Raw genomic sequence first — 14,597 nt, forward strand, 5'->3', positions numbered from 1 at the left:
GCGGTAGCGGCTCTGTCTGTCCCTTTTTGCCGCTCTAGCGGCAGAAAGGGACGCTGCAGGTGCTCGGTCCGGCGGGATCGTCGCACCAGCGGCAGAAAGGGACGCTGCAGGTGCTCGGTCCGGCGGGATCGCCGCAGCAGCGGCAGAAAGGGACGCTGCAGGTGCTCGGTCCGGCGGGATCGCCGCTCTAAGCGCCAACTGTCAAGAGGATAACTCCGTAGACAGCCGTTTGGCAGCCAATCTCGATCTCGATGTGCAGATCTCCTTGGAAGCCGACAGCCAATCTTCCGACAAACGTCATTCGCTTCTGAATCAAGCGCAGCTTGGTCTTGATTTGAATGCTGATGTAGGACTGCGCGGTCTGCTCCATTCTTTCCGTCACTAAAATAGCAATTCTACAACCCCCTGGCCGATCCGGCGGGGGGTTGTTGATATGTCGCGATATCTTCATAATGCAGCCCCAACTCATACGCCTTGGCTAACCAATGGGATGCCTGTTCCGCTGTTGCCGGACCTGGGACGGTATCATACAGCAGTTCCACACTCGAGCGTGCGATCCCGCAATAGCTGGCGATGCCTTCATTAAAGTAATGCTCGATCATCTGGTCATAGCGGCGTTTGACCAGTTTCTCGGGAGGGGCTCCTGCCAGGGTCAACCAAAGCACCTGACGATGCTGCAGTCGTTGCGGACCATAGGCAAACCCATAATTCCAGACGCGGTCGATGTAACCCTTCATCATGGCCGGCATGCTCCACCACCATAACGGGAACACAAAAGCCAAGGCATCCTGCCGCTGGAGCCGCGCCATCTCTTCCTCAACGGCTGGCGAATAAACCTGCTGTCCCGCCGTCCAGTCCGGCTCATCCGATTCGCGCAATACCGGGTCGAATCCGCTGCGGTACAGGTCCAGCACTTCGGTCTCGTGTCCCGCCGCCTTCAATCCCTCCACGAATCTCTCTGCTACAGCAAGGGTTAGCGCATCCCTCCTGGGGTGAGTAACAATCGTCAAAACATTCACAGTATACCACTCCTCCATCAGTTTTGGTGATTTCATTAGTTCGACTCTATGGTGAGGGCCCCAAGCTCTGGCTTGTTACTACGACAAGTGTAAAAGTGCATCTGGAAGCGCCGAAAATCTATTTTTCACCCTGGCTAAGAGCAAAAATACATCTAATAAGCTCGGGATTGGAATAATAAGGATATTCAGCTTGTGATAGATGTACTTTTGCTTTTATGATCCGGGATTCAAGCGAAAGGAGGGAAAACAGATGTACTTTTGCCCTTATCATCCGGACGGGAAGCGGAAGCTGGCCAGCGGTGAGGAGCTTATGCTCCCGAAGTCGCTTTCTGCTAGACAAGCGTTGACCCGATCTGATTTCCGTGCCTCTCCAGCCATTCTTCAACAGTCTGAAAAGGGCGGCTATCCGCAGGTTGTCCCGGCTATTATCACCGGCTGTCTCGAGGCTGTTGCCAACGGGAGACGAAGCCGTCTCACCTTGTTGCCAATGGATTGATGCTAGTATAAAATAAACCTATTGATCGGTAAAATAGATAGTTATGAATATATAGTTCGTTAATAATGATAGGAGGTGGGGCGGAATGGAGCTTCGGCATCTGATCACGCTGCGGGCGATTGTCGAGTCCGGCGGATTCAAGAAGGCGGCGGATGAACTGGGATATGCCCAATCCTCCATCACCGCACACATCCAGGAGCTGGAGCGCGAGCTCGGGTACCCGTTGTTCGACCGGATAGGCAAGACGGTAGCCTTGACGGCGGCGGGCAGCCGGTTCCTGCCTTATGCGCTGGATATTATCAGCTTGTACTCGGAGTCCCGCGAGGCCGTCCAGGAGCCGGGCCGACCGACAGGCAGACTGACGGTCGGCGCGAGCGAGTCGGTGATGACGTATTTTTTGCCCGCACGGCTGCAGAGCTTCCTGGACCGGTATCCCGATGTAGAGCTGGTCGTCAAGCCGCTCGACTACCAGCGACTGAACCAGCAGCTGCAGAGGGGAGATATCGATCTGGCACTGCTCGTGGAGCTCGCCGGGTGGGCCCCGCCGGAGCTTGAGGTGCGCAGGGTCAGGGAGGAGCAGCTCCCGCTGGTGAGAGCTGTGCAGCGGCAGCGCCGGGAGATGATGCTGTACACGGAGCATGCGTGCAGTTATCGTCCCGTGTTCGATGACTATATGAGGCAGCATGAAGCATCACCGTCCATCCGGGTCGAGCTGCCCAGTATCGAGGCGATCAAGCAGTGTGTGCTGAGCGGGGTAGGGAAGTCTTTCCTGCCAGGATTTACGGTCGAGCGCGAGCTGGCCGAAGGCAGGCTGCAGGTCGAGCCTTATGGTCCGGCAGATGGATATCCGATTGCGATCTATTGCGCGATGCATCGCAGGAAGTGGCAATCTGTCAACGTGACCGCCTTCCTCGAGGAGCTGTGGGACGGGCCGATGCCTCATGAAGAAAGGGCGGGAGCCGACTGATGGTTATGACGGTATATACGACGCTGCTTCAGGTGATTCTGCCGCTCATGATCCCGGTACTGGTCGGTGCGCTGCTGGCACGTTACCGGCAGCTGGACACCAAGCCGCTGCTCGTGCTGTATCTCTATTTTCTAAGCCCGGCGATCTTGCTCGATACGTTGCTGACGGCGGAGATTACGCTGGATGATGTGTACAAGACGCTTGGTTTTTCGCTGCTCAATCTGATTCTGTTATGGGCGCTCGCGACAGGACTCGGACGTATGCTCCGGTTGCCTCAGCAAGAGCAGGCAGGCTTGACGCTGGTCTCGACATTTACGAACAGCGTCAACTACGGGCTGCCGCTCGTGCTGCTGGCCTTCGGCCAGCTCGGACTGGACAAGGCTTCCGTCTATGTGATCGGCCAGATGGTGATCGTTAACACGATCGGCATCTATTTTGCGGCCCGCTCGCATTTCTCGGTGAAGAAGGCCGTGAGATCGGTATTTGCGCTGCCGGCGATCTATGCTGCGATCTTCGCGTTTGCGGTGCGCAGCACCGGCTTGCAGCTGCCCTCCGGTCTGGAGAGCGGCATCGCCATGGCGGCTGCCGCCTACTCGCCAGTGGTCATGGTCGTCCTGGGGGTGCAGATGATGAATGTCAGCAAGGTCAAGCTGGATCCCGAGGTGGTCAAAGGCTTCTGGGCGGGCATGTCTGCCCGGCTGCTGCTGTCGCCCTTCGCAGCATTGCTGGCACTCTATATCCTCCGGATCGACGGCGTCCTGTTCTCGGTGCTGTTCATCTTATCCTGCATGCCGGTAGCGGTAAACTCGGTGATCCTCGCCGAACAGTTCAAGGCCGCGCCGACGATGGTGGCCAAGTGCATACTATGGAGTACGCTGATCTCGTTCCTGCTGCTGCCGGTGCTGATCAGTCTGGTTCAATAACGGACGGTCCGGCCATGCGCGCACAAAAAAGAATCACCCAGCGCGGGTGATTCTTGGCGTACAAGGATGAACCTGGCGTTAGCTTAGCGCTCCCGATCCGTATCGGTACCGGGCAGAGAGGTGTCTGCGCCAGGCAGCGGACGATCCGACGAATCCACCTGCGGGTCCGGAGCTGACGGGAGTTCCTCGGCAGGCCGAGTGTCGCTGAGTCCGTTAAAGGGACGGGAGGGGGCCGGCTGCTCCTGCTGGGCCGCAGCGAGCTGTTTCTCCAGCTGTCTGACCTGCCGCTGCATCTGAACCTGACGGACAAAGCTGAACAGGAATACCATGAGCCCGCCCAATAGAGCCGAGATCAGGATGACCAGGATAAGCGGTGTCTCAATGTGGGTAAACAGGAAGTTCACCTGCACGGAGTCCACGTTGATGACGGCAAAGATGGCCGTAATCACGGCGAAGACGAGTGCAGAAATGATCAGCCATTGCACTTTCATGGACGTTTGTTTGCTCATCGTGCCGCCTCTTTTCATAAGGTAAATTTTGCGTGGAGCTGTCCATCATACTATATCCAGAAGAAGTTGCCGGGATACGGCTTGCGCATGCGGAAGAACGCAGCCATTACTCGGGTTCCCATACCTACTCATAACGCCGTATGCAGTCGGATGAATCAGCCGCGCACGAGTTTCTTCATATATATAAGAGTAAAAGCGAAGGTGGCAGAGAGAAAGCCGGGCATTATTCATGAGCAAAGCAACAGATCCGCTGGAAATCCCGACTGACTTCTCCAGAAAAGGTTCCATAGGCTTAGCAACGTTTTGCGGTATCCCTGCTCCTGGAACTATTTATTGTAAAGACAATACCAAGCTGATGAGGCGGAATTAATGGATTTGACCTTCTGCGGGGCGAACCTAAGTCCCGAAATGGCAGCTGAGCTTGTGCACATTACCCAATTTCCAATTGAAACAAACAAATCTGAATAAATCTTAATGAAAGCGGTTGTAATTTTCAGATTTAAGGATATACTTAGTAGTATCCTGCAGAATGAAGGGGGCGCTTTCTCATGATTTTCCGGGAAGGAAGTCTTAGAGTAGGCTATATCAATGGTTTGCTGCTGGCAATTCCGTTCTGGGTCTGCCTTGTGTGGCTGCTATTCCGTTAATGGATAGCCCGATATATGGCTTACACCGATTGTTACTAGTCCCTTTTACTGTTTTTCGTTCGCTGGTCCCAGATCGATTTGCATATTAATGCCATTCTTACCGTTTGCGGTGAGGAGGGCATTTATTTTTTTTTGTGAAAAAGCATTGTTATTGCTGAATAGTAAGCGTTTACGAGCTGTAAGCAATTTGTAATCTTATTTCTTTCGACACGAAACGACACATATTTCGAAAAAGCTATTTTATAATTATTCAAAACGTATAACATTATTTTTCCAAAATCCTCATACTGAGAATTCAGAATTGGAGGGAATTGACTAATGATGGATCAGGCCAGATCGTTGGCAGCCATGGACTACCGAAGGGAAATCCATCACATGGAACTTTCCGACAGCCTCCAGGCGCTGCTTCTACGCAAGCAAAAAGCATTGCGGGTGAACGAATTTCTGAAGCGGCTGGCTCAGGACGAGAGCCTGGCTGGCAGCGGCGATGACCGGCCGTCCATGGCGGAATGGCTGCACATGGCCGAATACCCTGTCAAGCAAGAGATGGTCTATGATTATGCCAAGCGCAAGTATGTCTCTACCCACAAAAGACCAAAGGTGAATCTGGCCGAGCTGGTTACGCTGCTGCTGCAAAAGCAAGGTTGCAGCGGTACTGCCGAAGACCTGATCGAGCATGTGCTGGCAGGCGGGTCGGTGGATGAATTTTCAAAAAGGTATTTACAAAGTAATTCATATTGAATTATACTCAAATCGACAAATTCTCTTAACGAATAATATTCATATCGAGTAAAATGGTCATTCCAAGCTCAATTTTTGGAACCCGACAGCCAGAATTATGTCTGACATTTCTTATTACCCCGACTTGCACACCAAGCGGTAAAAAGACAGGCATAATTTTTTTTAACTAAAAGGTCGCGTTTCGAATAACTTTTGACGAAAGTGTACAGCTTCTGAAGAAGCGTCATAGCAGGACAGCAGCTATTATACGACAAGGTGAAGTGATGAACAGGAGGAAGATCATTGGAACTCAAACAGTATGGGAACATCGTCAAGAAGCGGTTGTGGCTGATCATTCTATTCATGGTGCTGGGCGGAGCAGGAGCAGGCTTCTACTCGTATATGCTGCAAGATCCGGTCTACGAGGCATCGACCAAGCTGATCGTCAATCAATCAAGCGAGGCAAACCTGATGGCCAGGCTGGACCTGGGCACGATCAACTCGAATATCCAGTTGGTCAAAACCTACAAGGAAATCATCCAGACGCCGCGCATTATGAGCATGGTGGCCGAGCGGCACCCGGAGCTGGGGCTGTCGGCGGAACAACTGGTGCAGAAGATCAGTGTCAGCTCGGTCAATGAGACGCAGGTGATGAGCGTATCGGCGCGGGATATCTCTTACGAGAAAGCGGCGATGATCGTCAACAGCGTGTCTGAGGTGTTCCAGGAGGAGATTCCCTCGCTTATGCAGGTGGACAATGTCTCGATCCTCAATACTGCCGACCCCGGCCGTACACCTGCGCCGGTATCGCCTTCACCCAAGCTCAATATAGCGGCAGCACTGCTGCTGGCGGGGATGCTCGGTCTGGGCGTAGCTTTCCTGCTGGAATATCTGGATGACACGATCAAGACAGAGGACGATGTAATGACCGTACTCGGCATGCCGACCCTATCGGCAATCCCTCGCATGAAGGAGCGGGACTTTGGCGGGAGCAGCGGCAAGTTGAAGCCTTCTCCCGTCGAGAAAAAGGCAAGGAGTGAGAAGAATGTCCCTTTCGAAGCCTAGTCTTCCGCTGATCGCGGAAGTAAATCCAAAATCACCGATATCTGAGGCCTACAAAGTCCTCAGAACGAATGTCGATTTCTCCAATTTTGATACGGATATCCACACTGTCATGATCACTTCTTCCCGGATGAGCGAAGGCAAAAGTACGACTACTGCCAACCTGGCGGTCACCTATGCGCAGACAGGCAAACGGGTGCTGCTCATCGATGCGGATATGCGCAAGCCGACCCAGCATAAGATCTTTGGGCTAACCAACCGCTACGGTCTCACGTCGGCACTCAGCAACAACAGTGAACTGCGCGAGGTCGTGCTGGAGACGGAGATCAGCCACCTGAGCCTGCTGCCCTCGGGGCCGGTACCGCCGCATCCGTCGGAGATGCTCGGTTCGAAGCGTATGGATCAGCTGTTGGAGCGGGCCAGGGAGCAGTACGATATAGTGCTGATCGATACGCCGCCGATGATGGCTGTGACTGACGCGCAGATCCTGGCGGCCAAGTGCGATGGGGTCATCCTCGTGATCGACGCAGGCAAGGTCAAGAAGGAGATGGCGCGCAAGGTGAAGACCCGGCTCCAGCACGCGCATGCCCGGATGCTCGGCGTCGTCCTCAACAATGTGAGCCGCACCGGCTCGGACAGCTACGCTTATTACGCTTACTATGGCTGAGCGCGGGCGGGAAAGCGGCGGGAAAGTGGCCCGAACGAGGCGTTGCAAGTAAAGAAACTAGTCTTGGCCTCAAAGGTAATGTCTCCTGCACCTATATCACTGGAGGCACTCGGTCACGCTGTGGGTTCCCAGGCGGAGCCTTAGACGTTCATCGTCAAGGGTGTGGTGTGAGGTTGGGTTTGATGCCCATCAGTACAAATACGAGCTATGGGTTTTTGTGCTGTTGTTCGAAAAGGCCGTTAATTTGCCAAGCGGCCTTTTTGAACTTCTGCTTTGGTGCAAAAGTCCATACCTGGCATTTATACCAAATATAAGTAAGGGATAGGGTGATGAGAGATGACGAAAAAAGTAACGAAGGCGATTATTCCTGCTGCCGGATTAGGGACGCGGTTTCTGCCGGCCACCAAGGCGATGCCAAAGGAAATGCTGCCGATTGTGGACAAGCCGACCATCCAGTACATCGTCGAAGAGGCGATCGCCTCAGGAATCGAAGACATCATTATCGTCACCGGCAAAGGCAAGCGAGCCATCGAAGATCATTTCGACCACGCATTCGAGCTGGAACACAACCTCTTCGGCAAAGGCAAGTTCGGTCTCCTCGACGAAGTGCGCGCCACCTCCAACGTCGACCTCCACTATATCCGCCAAAAAGAAGCCAAAGGCCTCGGACATGCTGTCTGGTGCGCCCGCAAGTTCATTGGTAATGAACCTTTCGCTGTCCTGCTGGGCGACGATATCGTGCAGGCGGACAAGCCCTGCATCCGCCAGTTGGCTGAGCAATACGAGCTGACGCAAAAATCGGTGATCGGCGTGCAGACGGTGGGCGACGATCAGACCAACCGCTACGGCATCGTCGATCCGATACGGAGTCATGGCAGACTCTATGAAGTCAGCCGCTTCGTGGAGAAGCCGCCGCTCGGCGAAGCCCCGTCCAATCTGGCGATCATGGGGCGCTATGTGCTGACGCCGGAGATCTTCGATTATCTGGAGGAGCAGGAGATCGGCGCCGGCGGCGAGATCCAGCTGACCGATGCGATCCAGAAGCTCAATCTGGCGCAGGGGGTCTGCGCCTATGACTTCGAGGGCGTGCGGTACGACGTCGGCGAGAAGCTCGGCTTCATCCTGACCTCCATCGACTTTGCCCTGCGAAGTCCGGATCTGCGCGCACCGCTGCTGGATCAGCTCGAAGGGCTGATGAGCAAGGAGCGGCTGGCGGATCTGACGACAGTCAGGGGGAGCGCCGTATGATCAACCCCAAAGAAGCGCTGCACACCGGAGCGCTCCACCGTGAGCAGACCGGCTATCTGATCGTCAAGCGGATCATCGATATCGGGGGAGCGGCCTTCGGGCTGCTGGTCCTCTCCCCGCTGCTCCTCTTGATCGCGCTGGCGATCAAGCTGGAGGACCGGCGCGGGCCGGTGCTGTTCAGTCAGATCCGCATCGGCAAGAACGGCAAGCCGTTCCGGATGTACAAGTTCCGCTCGATGGTCTGCGACGCTGAGGCGAGGTTGGAGGCACTGCTGGCGAGCAACGAGATCGAAGGCGCGATGTTCAAGATGAAGGAGGATCCGCGGGTGACCCGGATCGGCCGCTTCATCCGGCGTACGAGTCTCGATGAGATCCCGCAGTTCCTCAATGTGCTGCGGGGCGAGATGAGTCTCGTCGGCCCCCGGCCGCCGCTGCCGCGCGAGGTCGAGCAGTACACCTACTATGAGAAACAGCGGCTGCTCGTCACACCGGGCTGCACCGGCCTGTGGCAGATCAGCGGCCGCAACGAGCTGAGCTTCCAGGAGATGGTCGAGCTGGACCTGAGATATATAAGGCAGCGGAGCATCCGCTTCGATCTGTCGGTCATCGTCAAGACGGCCGGCATGCTGCTCGGTTCCAAAGACGCGTATTGAGCATCAACTACATTCTTTGAGGGAGGGAGCGCACATGCCCAGACCATCTGTCGTGATCGCCCACAGCCTTTATCCGCCGCACATCATCGGCGGAGCGGAGGTGTCAACGCAGATCCTGGCGGAGACCTTGAGCCGCAGTTACGAGGTGACGGTCGTCACGGTCGGCCCGCAGGAGAGGGAGACGGTGGAAGAGTCGCATGGGGGTGTCCGCATCCTCCGGCTGCCGCATCACAACTTCTACTGGTTCGGCGATACCCGTAAGCACAAGAGCACGATGGAGAAAATCGCCTGGCGGATCCGGGATGTCTACAACGCCCGCCAAGGCAGGAGCGTCCAGCAGATCCTCGAACAGATCCGGCCGGACATCATCCATACCCAGAATCTGGCCGGACTCAGCCTGTCCGTCTGGCAGGCGGCCCGCCGGAGCGGGGTGCCGATCGTCCATACGCTGCGCGATTATGCGCTGTTCGATCCGATCCCATTCCGCAGCTACTCGATGCTGTACCACCAGGCGGCACGCCGGATGAGCACGGCTGTCTCAGCGGTCGTCGGCATCTCGGACCATGTGTTGTCCGAGCATCGCAAGCGCGGTTTTTTCGGCGCAGCGTCTGCCGGCGTGATCCCCAACGCGGTAACCGCCAGTGTCCACGCCGAGCAGCTGTATCTGGAGCGGACGATCCCGGACGGACCGCTCGCTGTCGGTTATTTTGGCCAGATCCAGGAGATCAAGGGTGTCCGCCATCTGGTAGAAGCCGTCCGGACGCTGCCGCCCGAGGCTGTATCGAGCCTCACCATCTGCGGGGAAGGGCCGGAGCTGGCTGCGATCCGCAAGCTGGCGGAAGGCGATGCGCGCATCGTCTGCACGGGCAAGCTGACGCGAGCGGAGACGATGCGGCGGATGAGCGAAGTAGATGTGACGGTAGTGCCTTCTGTATGGGAGGAGCCGTTCGGACGCGTCATCATCGAGTCGTATCAGGTCGGCACCCCGGTGCTGGGTTCGCGGGTCGGCGGCATCCCGGAGGTGCTGCAGGATCCCGAATGCTGCGCCTTTGACCCGGGGAGCGCGAAGGCGATCGCCGACAAGCTGCGCAGCTACCGCACACTCTCAGCCGAAGCGCGCGGCCGTCTCAGCGCGGCATGTCATGCCCACAGCAGACGCTACAGCACGGACCGGCTGCTGGCCCATCATGATGAGCTCTACGGGCGTATCCTGTACCCGGCGGAAGGAGCGGCGGCATGGCGACAAGCGCTGTAAGCCTGGCAGCTGCGCAGCGACAGCTACCACTGGCAAGGCCAACCGGTCCGGGGACGCTGATCGGCCGCACGACGTGGCTGCTCTTGCTGTTCGTCTCCGTCTACGGCCTGATGTCTGTCTTCGTCGACAATCTGCTCGTGCGCTCGATCAAGGATGTGCTCATGCTGCTGTTCGCGGGCGTCAGCATCCTGCACGTCATCCGCACGCACTCGGCGCTGGGCTCCTCGCTGCTGGCGCTGATCGGCGGGATGGTCGTCGTCGGCGCATTCGGCGTCCTGACAGGCATCGATGTCGTCGCCTGGGTGTACGGCGTCAAGATCACGATCCTGCCGCTGCTGCTGCTCTTCCTGGGCATGTACATCGCACCGCAGCTGCAGCGGGGCGCCCTGGACAAGGTCTATCTGACCGTGTTCCTGGCGGCGATCGGCGGCTGGCTGGCGCAGTATCTGATCGGGATGGAGCGGCTGATGGCGATGGGATTCGTCTACGGCGTCAACATCAAGCACTTCGCTGACGGGATGCCGCGGCTCTCGTCCATCGCCTTCAGCCCGGACAACTATGCCTATCTGCTGGCGATCGCAGGTCTGCTGCTCGAACGCTCGCAGCTGCTGGCGCGCCGGCCCTGGCTGCGCCTGGCGGTGAAGCTGACGACCGGCATCTTCCTGATGCTCTCGACGATCCGCTCGGCGCTGGTGCTGTGGCTGGTCAGCCAGCTCTGCCTGTTCCTGCTCAAGCTGCGGGGCGCCGGGCAGGGCGGTCTGCTATGGCTGGCGCTGCTGCTGCTGGCCGGACCGACGCTCGGCACCGGTCTGCTGCTGCTGCTGCAGGAGCGGGATCTGCTGGCCGTCGGGTCGACGCTTGACCGGTTCGGACATTGGGGAGACTATCTCGTCTCGCCGCTCAGCCTGTTCGGCATGATGGGCTTCGGCCTGGGCGCGGTCGGCGCCGCCAGCAAGCGGACGGTCGCGCTCGGCAGGGACAGCGGCAGCTATGCGGTGGACAACCAATACCTGGCGCTCTATGAGCAGATCGGCGTGGCCGGGGTACTGCTCATGACGCTGCTGACGGTGCTGTTGATGGCGCGGCTGCTGGCCAATCTGCGGAAAGCGGACAGCGCAGCGGAGCCGGCGGGGCTGGCTGGACGCGAGATCCAGACCAGGCCGCGCACAGGGGCAGCCGGACGCGAGACCAAGAGCAAGCTGCACACAGGAGCAGCCGGACGCGAGATCAAGAGCAAGCTGCACACAGGAGCAGTCGGGCCGAGTATCGCTATGCCACAGGCACCGGCATCCGGCCCAGCTATCGCTCAGCGGGTGCAGGTCCGCCGCACGGAGCTGGCGATCGCGCTGATCGCCGGCGGGTTGTTCGCCGGACTGACCACCAACGTACTGGAGCTGTTCCCGTACAATGTGTTCCTCTGGCTGGCGATCGGCGGCTGCCTGTTGGGACCGGATGAGATGCAAGGAAAAGCACATGCTTCCGAAGCTAGTTTTTCTTCGGAAAACTTTCAAAGAGGTGGATGAGGAGATGCAGCAGGAGATTATGATCAACGGACGCTTCCTGACCCAATCGGTCACGGGCGTGCAGCGGGTGGCGATGGAGGCTGTGCGGATGCTCGACGAGATGCTGGAGAGCGGCGAGATCGACAGACATCACTATCGCTTCACGATGCTGGTGCCGCCCGGCGATCGGCAGGAGACGGCGCTGCAGCATATCCGGATCGTGGAGAAGGGCCGCTTGCACGGTCATCTGTGGGAGCAACTCGAGCTGCCCGCCCACACGCGGGGCCGGCTGCTGGTCAATCTGTGCGGCCCGGCCCCGCTGGCCAAGCGCCGGCAGATCGTGACGATCCACGACGCCGCCATCTTTGCCAACCGAGAGAACTTCTCGCTGCTGTTCCGCAGCTGGTACCGGCTGCTGTTCACCGGATTCCGGGTCGCCTCGCGCAAGGTAATCACCGTCTCGCATTTCTCCAAGTCGGAGATCCAGCGCTATTGCGGCATCGGCGAAGGCAAGATCGCCGTGCACCACCTCGGCGTGGACCATATGGCGAAGACGGTGGCCGACGCGGCCATCCTGGAGAGACATGGCCTGAAGCCGGGCAACTATGTCCTGGCGGTGAGCAGCCGCAGCCCCAACAAGAATTTCGACGCGATCGTGAGGGCGATCCGCCATCTGGGCGACACCTCTTACGACTGTGTCATCGTCGGCGGAGCCAACAGCCAGGTGTTCGGACAAGCCGAGGTAGACGGGGATCCGGCAGACGAAGCTGCGCGGGATGAGATAAAGCAGTCTACAGCCAGGGTTGATGCTTCTGGCAGGCAAGGCGCGGTGCAGGCGGGCGCGGTCCATGTCAGGGCGGACCAGCAAGCGGGAGCTGTGGACTATCCCGCTACGGCAGAGGCGACCGGCGGGCCCGCGTCGCAGGCGGGGGGCAGCCGGGTCAAGCTGCTCGGCTATGTGAGCGACAGCGAGCTCAAAGCGCTGTACGAGCATGCGGGCTGCTTTATCTACCCTTCCTTCTACGAAGGGTTCGGCCTGCCGCCGATCGAGGCGATGTCCTGCGGCTGTCCGGTCATCGTCTCGCAGGCGGCTTCGCTGCCCGAGGTCTGCGGCCCCCACGCCATCTACTGCGATCCGCACCGGCATACAGATCTGGCTGCGAAGATCAGCCAGGTGATGGGCGACGAGGGACTGCGCAGCTCGATGCGGGAGCGGGGACTGGCGCACTCGGCTGGTTACCGGTGGCGGTCTTTCTCCGGCGGCCTGTTCTCGGAGATCGTGCAGTCGGGGTGAGATTAGACGGAATGCGAGGCAAGTGATAAGCGACAGGCAAATGATCAAATCCATAGGATGGAGATGAAGCGCTCCATGAGAAAGCATATATTGTTGATCTGCGAAGCGATGGGCGGCGGGGTCCGCAAGCATGTGCTGGATATCCTGCTCCATCTGGATCTGAGCAAGTACCGGGTGTCGCTGCTCTATAGCGACCTGCGGGCGGACGAGCTGTTCACCAGCCAGCTCCAGTTGCTGCGCGACATGGGGATCGGCCTCTATCCGCTCAACGCGCTTGTACGGGAGTTATCTCCCAGACAGGATTGGATAGCGCTGCGCCGGACGGTACGGCTGATCCGCGAGCTGCGGCCGGACATCGTCCATTGCCACAGCTCCAAGGCCGGCGGCATCGGACGGCTGGCAGCGAGATGGTGCGGGATCCGGATGATCCTGTACACACCGCATGCCTACATGTTTCAGAATGTCGGACTGAAGGACCGCAAGAGAAAGATGTACACGGTCATGGAACGGCTGCTCGGCCGCATCACCACGCTGACGATCAACGTCTCCGCAGGAGAACGCCAGGCGGCAGTGGACGAGGGGGTGCTGCAGGAGGAGCGTTCCGTGCTGATCTACAACGGCATCCAGCCGCCGGAGCAAGCGACGGGCGCCACTGGGCCCAAGCGCAAGGCCACGGATGCCGCTCTCTATACGAGCGCCTGGCAGCAGCTGCTGGCAGGCGATGAGGTCGCAGCGGGAACTGCGGACGGCAATGATGAGGCGGCTGCCGAGATGCGGCACGGATCGACAGCTGGTGTTCGTTCTGAAGCCGGCAAAGCGGCGGACAATGTGATCAGCTTTGCGGCGGCGGAGCGCGCAGTGAGGCTGCGTGCCGGCGGACGGCTGACGATCGGGACCTCGGCCAGACTCGATGAGCAGAAGGATCCATGGACATTTTTCCGTATTGCCCGGGAAATTGTGACACGATACGACCACGTTGACTTCGTCTACATCGGCGATGGCATTTTCAAGGAAATGATCGATGAGCAGATCCGGCAGGAAGGGCTGGAGGAGCGGATCCGGCTGGTCGGCTTCCGCAGCAATGTGATGGAGCTGATCCGGGCGTTCGACATCTACCTGATCACCTCATTGTACGAAGGCTTGCCTTACTCGATCGTTGAGGCGCTCAGCCTGGGGCTGCCGATCGTCGCTACGGATGTCATCGGCAACAATGAAGTCGTGCTCTCCCGCTACAACGGGCTGCTATTCGGGGCGCAGCATATCCAGGATGGAGCGGAGCGGCTGGCGCGGCTGATCGAGCATCCGGAGCTGATCGCCTATTATGGCAAGCGGAGCCGCGAGCTGTATGAGCAGTATTTTACGCTGGAGGCGATGATGGACGCGCTCATCCAGGTTTATGAGGGCGGCCGGCCGCTCACCAGACCGGTCAGTGTGCCGGCGGAGGAAGGGACAGCGCTCTCCGGCACCGCCGCGAGAGCTTACAGCCCGGGAACGGGCGCGCCAGCTGTCGCTTGGAGCGGTGCCCGGGAGTAGGCGTACTGCGCACATCCAGGAGCCGAGCGGTTTGATGACGGAAATGGTGCAACGAGGTTGAAAAATCGCGTTCGATGGCGGGTTTGGAGCAAGGACTTATTA

The 14,597-nt window shown here is 58.4% G+C and carries 15 protein-coding genes; 12 read left to right on the forward strand and 3 right to left on the reverse strand.

Annotated features, from left to right (window positions below; all coding sequences use genetic code 11):
* Positions 1-59: 59 nt before the first annotated feature.
* Positions 60-191, forward strand: coding sequence for a hypothetical protein (locus tag ABC336_RS17560; RefSeq protein ID WP_413239874.1), 132 nt, complete (start codon positions 60-62; stop codon positions 189-191).
* Here ABC336_RS17560 and ABC336_RS17565 read toward each other — a convergent pair.
* Together ABC336_RS17565 and ABC336_RS17570 are read right to left on the reverse strand one after the other, a co-directional pair.
* A complete protein-coding gene (locus ABC336_RS17565) occupies positions 188-382 on the reverse strand; it encodes a hypothetical protein (protein WP_413239875.1) in 195 nt (64 codons plus the stop codon). The two genes, ABC336_RS17560 and ABC336_RS17565, sit on opposite strands and share 4 nt — an antisense overlap.
* A gap of 13 nt (positions 383-395) precedes the next feature.
* A complete protein-coding gene (locus tag ABC336_RS17570; protein WP_413239876.1) occupies positions 396-1,055 on the reverse strand; it encodes an NAD(P)H oxidoreductase in 660 nt (219 codons plus the stop codon).
* 545 nt (positions 1,056-1,600) lie between these two features.
* Here ABC336_RS17570 and ABC336_RS17575 point away from each other — a divergent pair.
* A complete protein-coding gene (locus tag ABC336_RS17575) occupies positions 1,601-2,482 on the forward strand; it encodes a LysR family transcriptional regulator (RefSeq protein ID WP_413239877.1) in 882 nt (293 codons plus the stop codon).
* Positions 2,482-3,405, forward strand: a complete 924-nt coding sequence (locus ABC336_RS17580; RefSeq protein ID WP_413239878.1) for an AEC family transporter — start codon at positions 2,482-2,484, stop codon at positions 3,403-3,405. The genes ABC336_RS17575 and ABC336_RS17580 overlap by 1 nt, the downstream gene beginning before the upstream one ends.
* Before the next feature lie 83 nt (positions 3,406-3,488).
* On the opposite strand, the gene ABC336_RS17585 is transcribed toward ABC336_RS17580, so the two are convergent.
* A complete protein-coding gene (locus ABC336_RS17585; protein ID WP_413239879.1) occupies positions 3,489-3,914 on the reverse strand; it encodes a LapA family protein in 426 nt (141 codons plus the stop codon).
* Between the two features lie 965 nt (positions 3,915-4,879).
* On the opposite strand from ABC336_RS17585, the gene ABC336_RS17590 reads away from it, so the two are divergent.
* The 9 genes from ABC336_RS17590 (at position 4,880) to ABC336_RS17630 (ending at position 14,495) form a co-directional block, all read left to right on the forward strand.
* Positions 4,880-5,302, forward strand: coding sequence for a hypothetical protein (locus tag ABC336_RS17590; RefSeq protein ID WP_413239880.1), 423 nt, complete (start codon positions 4,880-4,882; stop codon positions 5,300-5,302).
* A 282-nt stretch (positions 5,303-5,584) separates the two neighbouring features.
* Positions 5,585-6,346: a YveK family protein gene (locus tag ABC336_RS17595; RefSeq protein ID WP_413239881.1), complete on the forward strand. Its 762-nt coding sequence runs from the start codon at positions 5,585-5,587 to the stop codon at positions 6,344-6,346.
* Complete coding sequence (locus ABC336_RS17600) at positions 6,327-7,010, forward strand: CpsD/CapB family tyrosine-protein kinase (RefSeq protein ID WP_413239882.1); 684 nt, start codon at positions 6,327-6,329, stop codon at positions 7,008-7,010. The genes ABC336_RS17595 and ABC336_RS17600 overlap by 20 nt, the downstream gene beginning before the upstream one ends.
* A 336-nt stretch (positions 7,011-7,346) precedes the next feature.
* Positions 7,347-8,258 (forward strand): UTP--glucose-1-phosphate uridylyltransferase GalU, encoded by a 912-nt coding sequence (galU, locus tag ABC336_RS17605; protein ID WP_413239883.1) that lies wholly within the window; start codon positions 7,347-7,349, stop codon positions 8,256-8,258.
* A complete protein-coding gene (locus ABC336_RS17610) occupies positions 8,255-8,911 on the forward strand; it encodes a sugar transferase (protein WP_413239884.1) in 657 nt (218 codons plus the stop codon). Before galU ends, ABC336_RS17610 begins: the two co-directional genes overlap by 4 nt.
* A gap of 34 nt (positions 8,912-8,945) precedes the next feature.
* Positions 8,946-10,166, forward strand: coding sequence for a glycosyltransferase family 4 protein (locus tag ABC336_RS17615; protein ID WP_413239885.1), 1,221 nt, complete (start codon positions 8,946-8,948; stop codon positions 10,164-10,166).
* Positions 10,148-11,689 (forward strand): hypothetical protein, encoded by a 1,542-nt coding sequence (locus tag ABC336_RS17620; protein WP_413239886.1) that lies wholly within the window; start codon positions 10,148-10,150, stop codon positions 11,687-11,689. The genes ABC336_RS17615 and ABC336_RS17620 overlap by 19 nt, the downstream gene beginning before the upstream one ends.
* 4 nt (positions 11,690-11,693) lie before the next feature.
* Positions 11,694-12,962: a glycosyltransferase family 4 protein gene (locus ABC336_RS17625; protein WP_413239887.1), complete on the forward strand. Its 1,269-nt coding sequence runs from the start codon at positions 11,694-11,696 to the stop codon at positions 12,960-12,962.
* Between the two features lie 75 nt (positions 12,963-13,037).
* Positions 13,038-14,495 (forward strand): glycosyltransferase family 4 protein, encoded by a 1,458-nt coding sequence (locus tag ABC336_RS17630; protein WP_413239888.1) that lies wholly within the window; start codon positions 13,038-13,040, stop codon positions 14,493-14,495.
* Positions 14,496-14,597 lie beyond the last annotated feature (102 nt).

Origin of the sequence: Paenibacillus jepli (genome assembly GCF_047238105.1) — a bacterium.
Taxonomy (GTDB): domain Bacteria; phylum Bacillota; class Bacilli; order Paenibacillales; family Paenibacillaceae; genus Paenibacillus_D.

Excerpts from the sequence above, each read along its gene's own strand:
- galU (WP_413239883.1), top strand. The coding sequence starts at position 7,347 with ATGACGAAAAAAGTAACGAAGGCGATTATTCCTGCTGCCGGATTAGGG.
- ABC336_RS17590 (WP_413239880.1), top strand. The coding sequence starts at position 4,880 with ATGATGGATCAGGCCAGATCGTTGGCAGCCATGGACTACCGAAGGGAA.
- ABC336_RS17585 (WP_413239879.1), bottom strand. The coding sequence starts at position 3,914 with ATGAGCAAACAAACGTCCATGAAAGTGCAATGGCTGATCATTTCTGCA.
- ABC336_RS17615 (WP_413239885.1), top strand. The coding sequence starts at position 8,946 with ATGCCCAGACCATCTGTCGTGATCGCCCACAGCCTTTATCCGCCGCAC.
- ABC336_RS17575 (WP_413239877.1), top strand. The coding sequence starts at position 1,601 with ATGGAGCTTCGGCATCTGATCACGCTGCGGGCGATTGTCGAGTCCGGC.
- ABC336_RS17625 (WP_413239887.1), top strand. The coding sequence starts at position 11,694 with ATGCAGCAGGAGATTATGATCAACGGACGCTTCCTGACCCAATCGGTC.
- ABC336_RS17630 (WP_413239888.1), top strand. The coding sequence starts at position 13,038 with ATGAGAAAGCATATATTGTTGATCTGCGAAGCGATGGGCGGCGGGGTC.
- ABC336_RS17600 (WP_413239882.1), top strand. The coding sequence starts at position 6,327 with ATGTCCCTTTCGAAGCCTAGTCTTCCGCTGATCGCGGAAGTAAATCCA.
- ABC336_RS17610 (WP_413239884.1), top strand. The coding sequence starts at position 8,255 with ATGATCAACCCCAAAGAAGCGCTGCACACCGGAGCGCTCCACCGTGAG.
- ABC336_RS17570 (WP_413239876.1), bottom strand. The coding sequence starts at position 1,055 with ATGAAATCACCAAAACTGATGGAGGAGTGGTATACTGTGAATGTTTTG.
- ABC336_RS17620 (WP_413239886.1), top strand. The coding sequence starts at position 10,148 with ATGGCGACAAGCGCTGTAAGCCTGGCAGCTGCGCAGCGACAGCTACCA.
- ABC336_RS17580 (WP_413239878.1), top strand. The coding sequence starts at position 2,482 with ATGGTTATGACGGTATATACGACGCTGCTTCAGGTGATTCTGCCGCTC.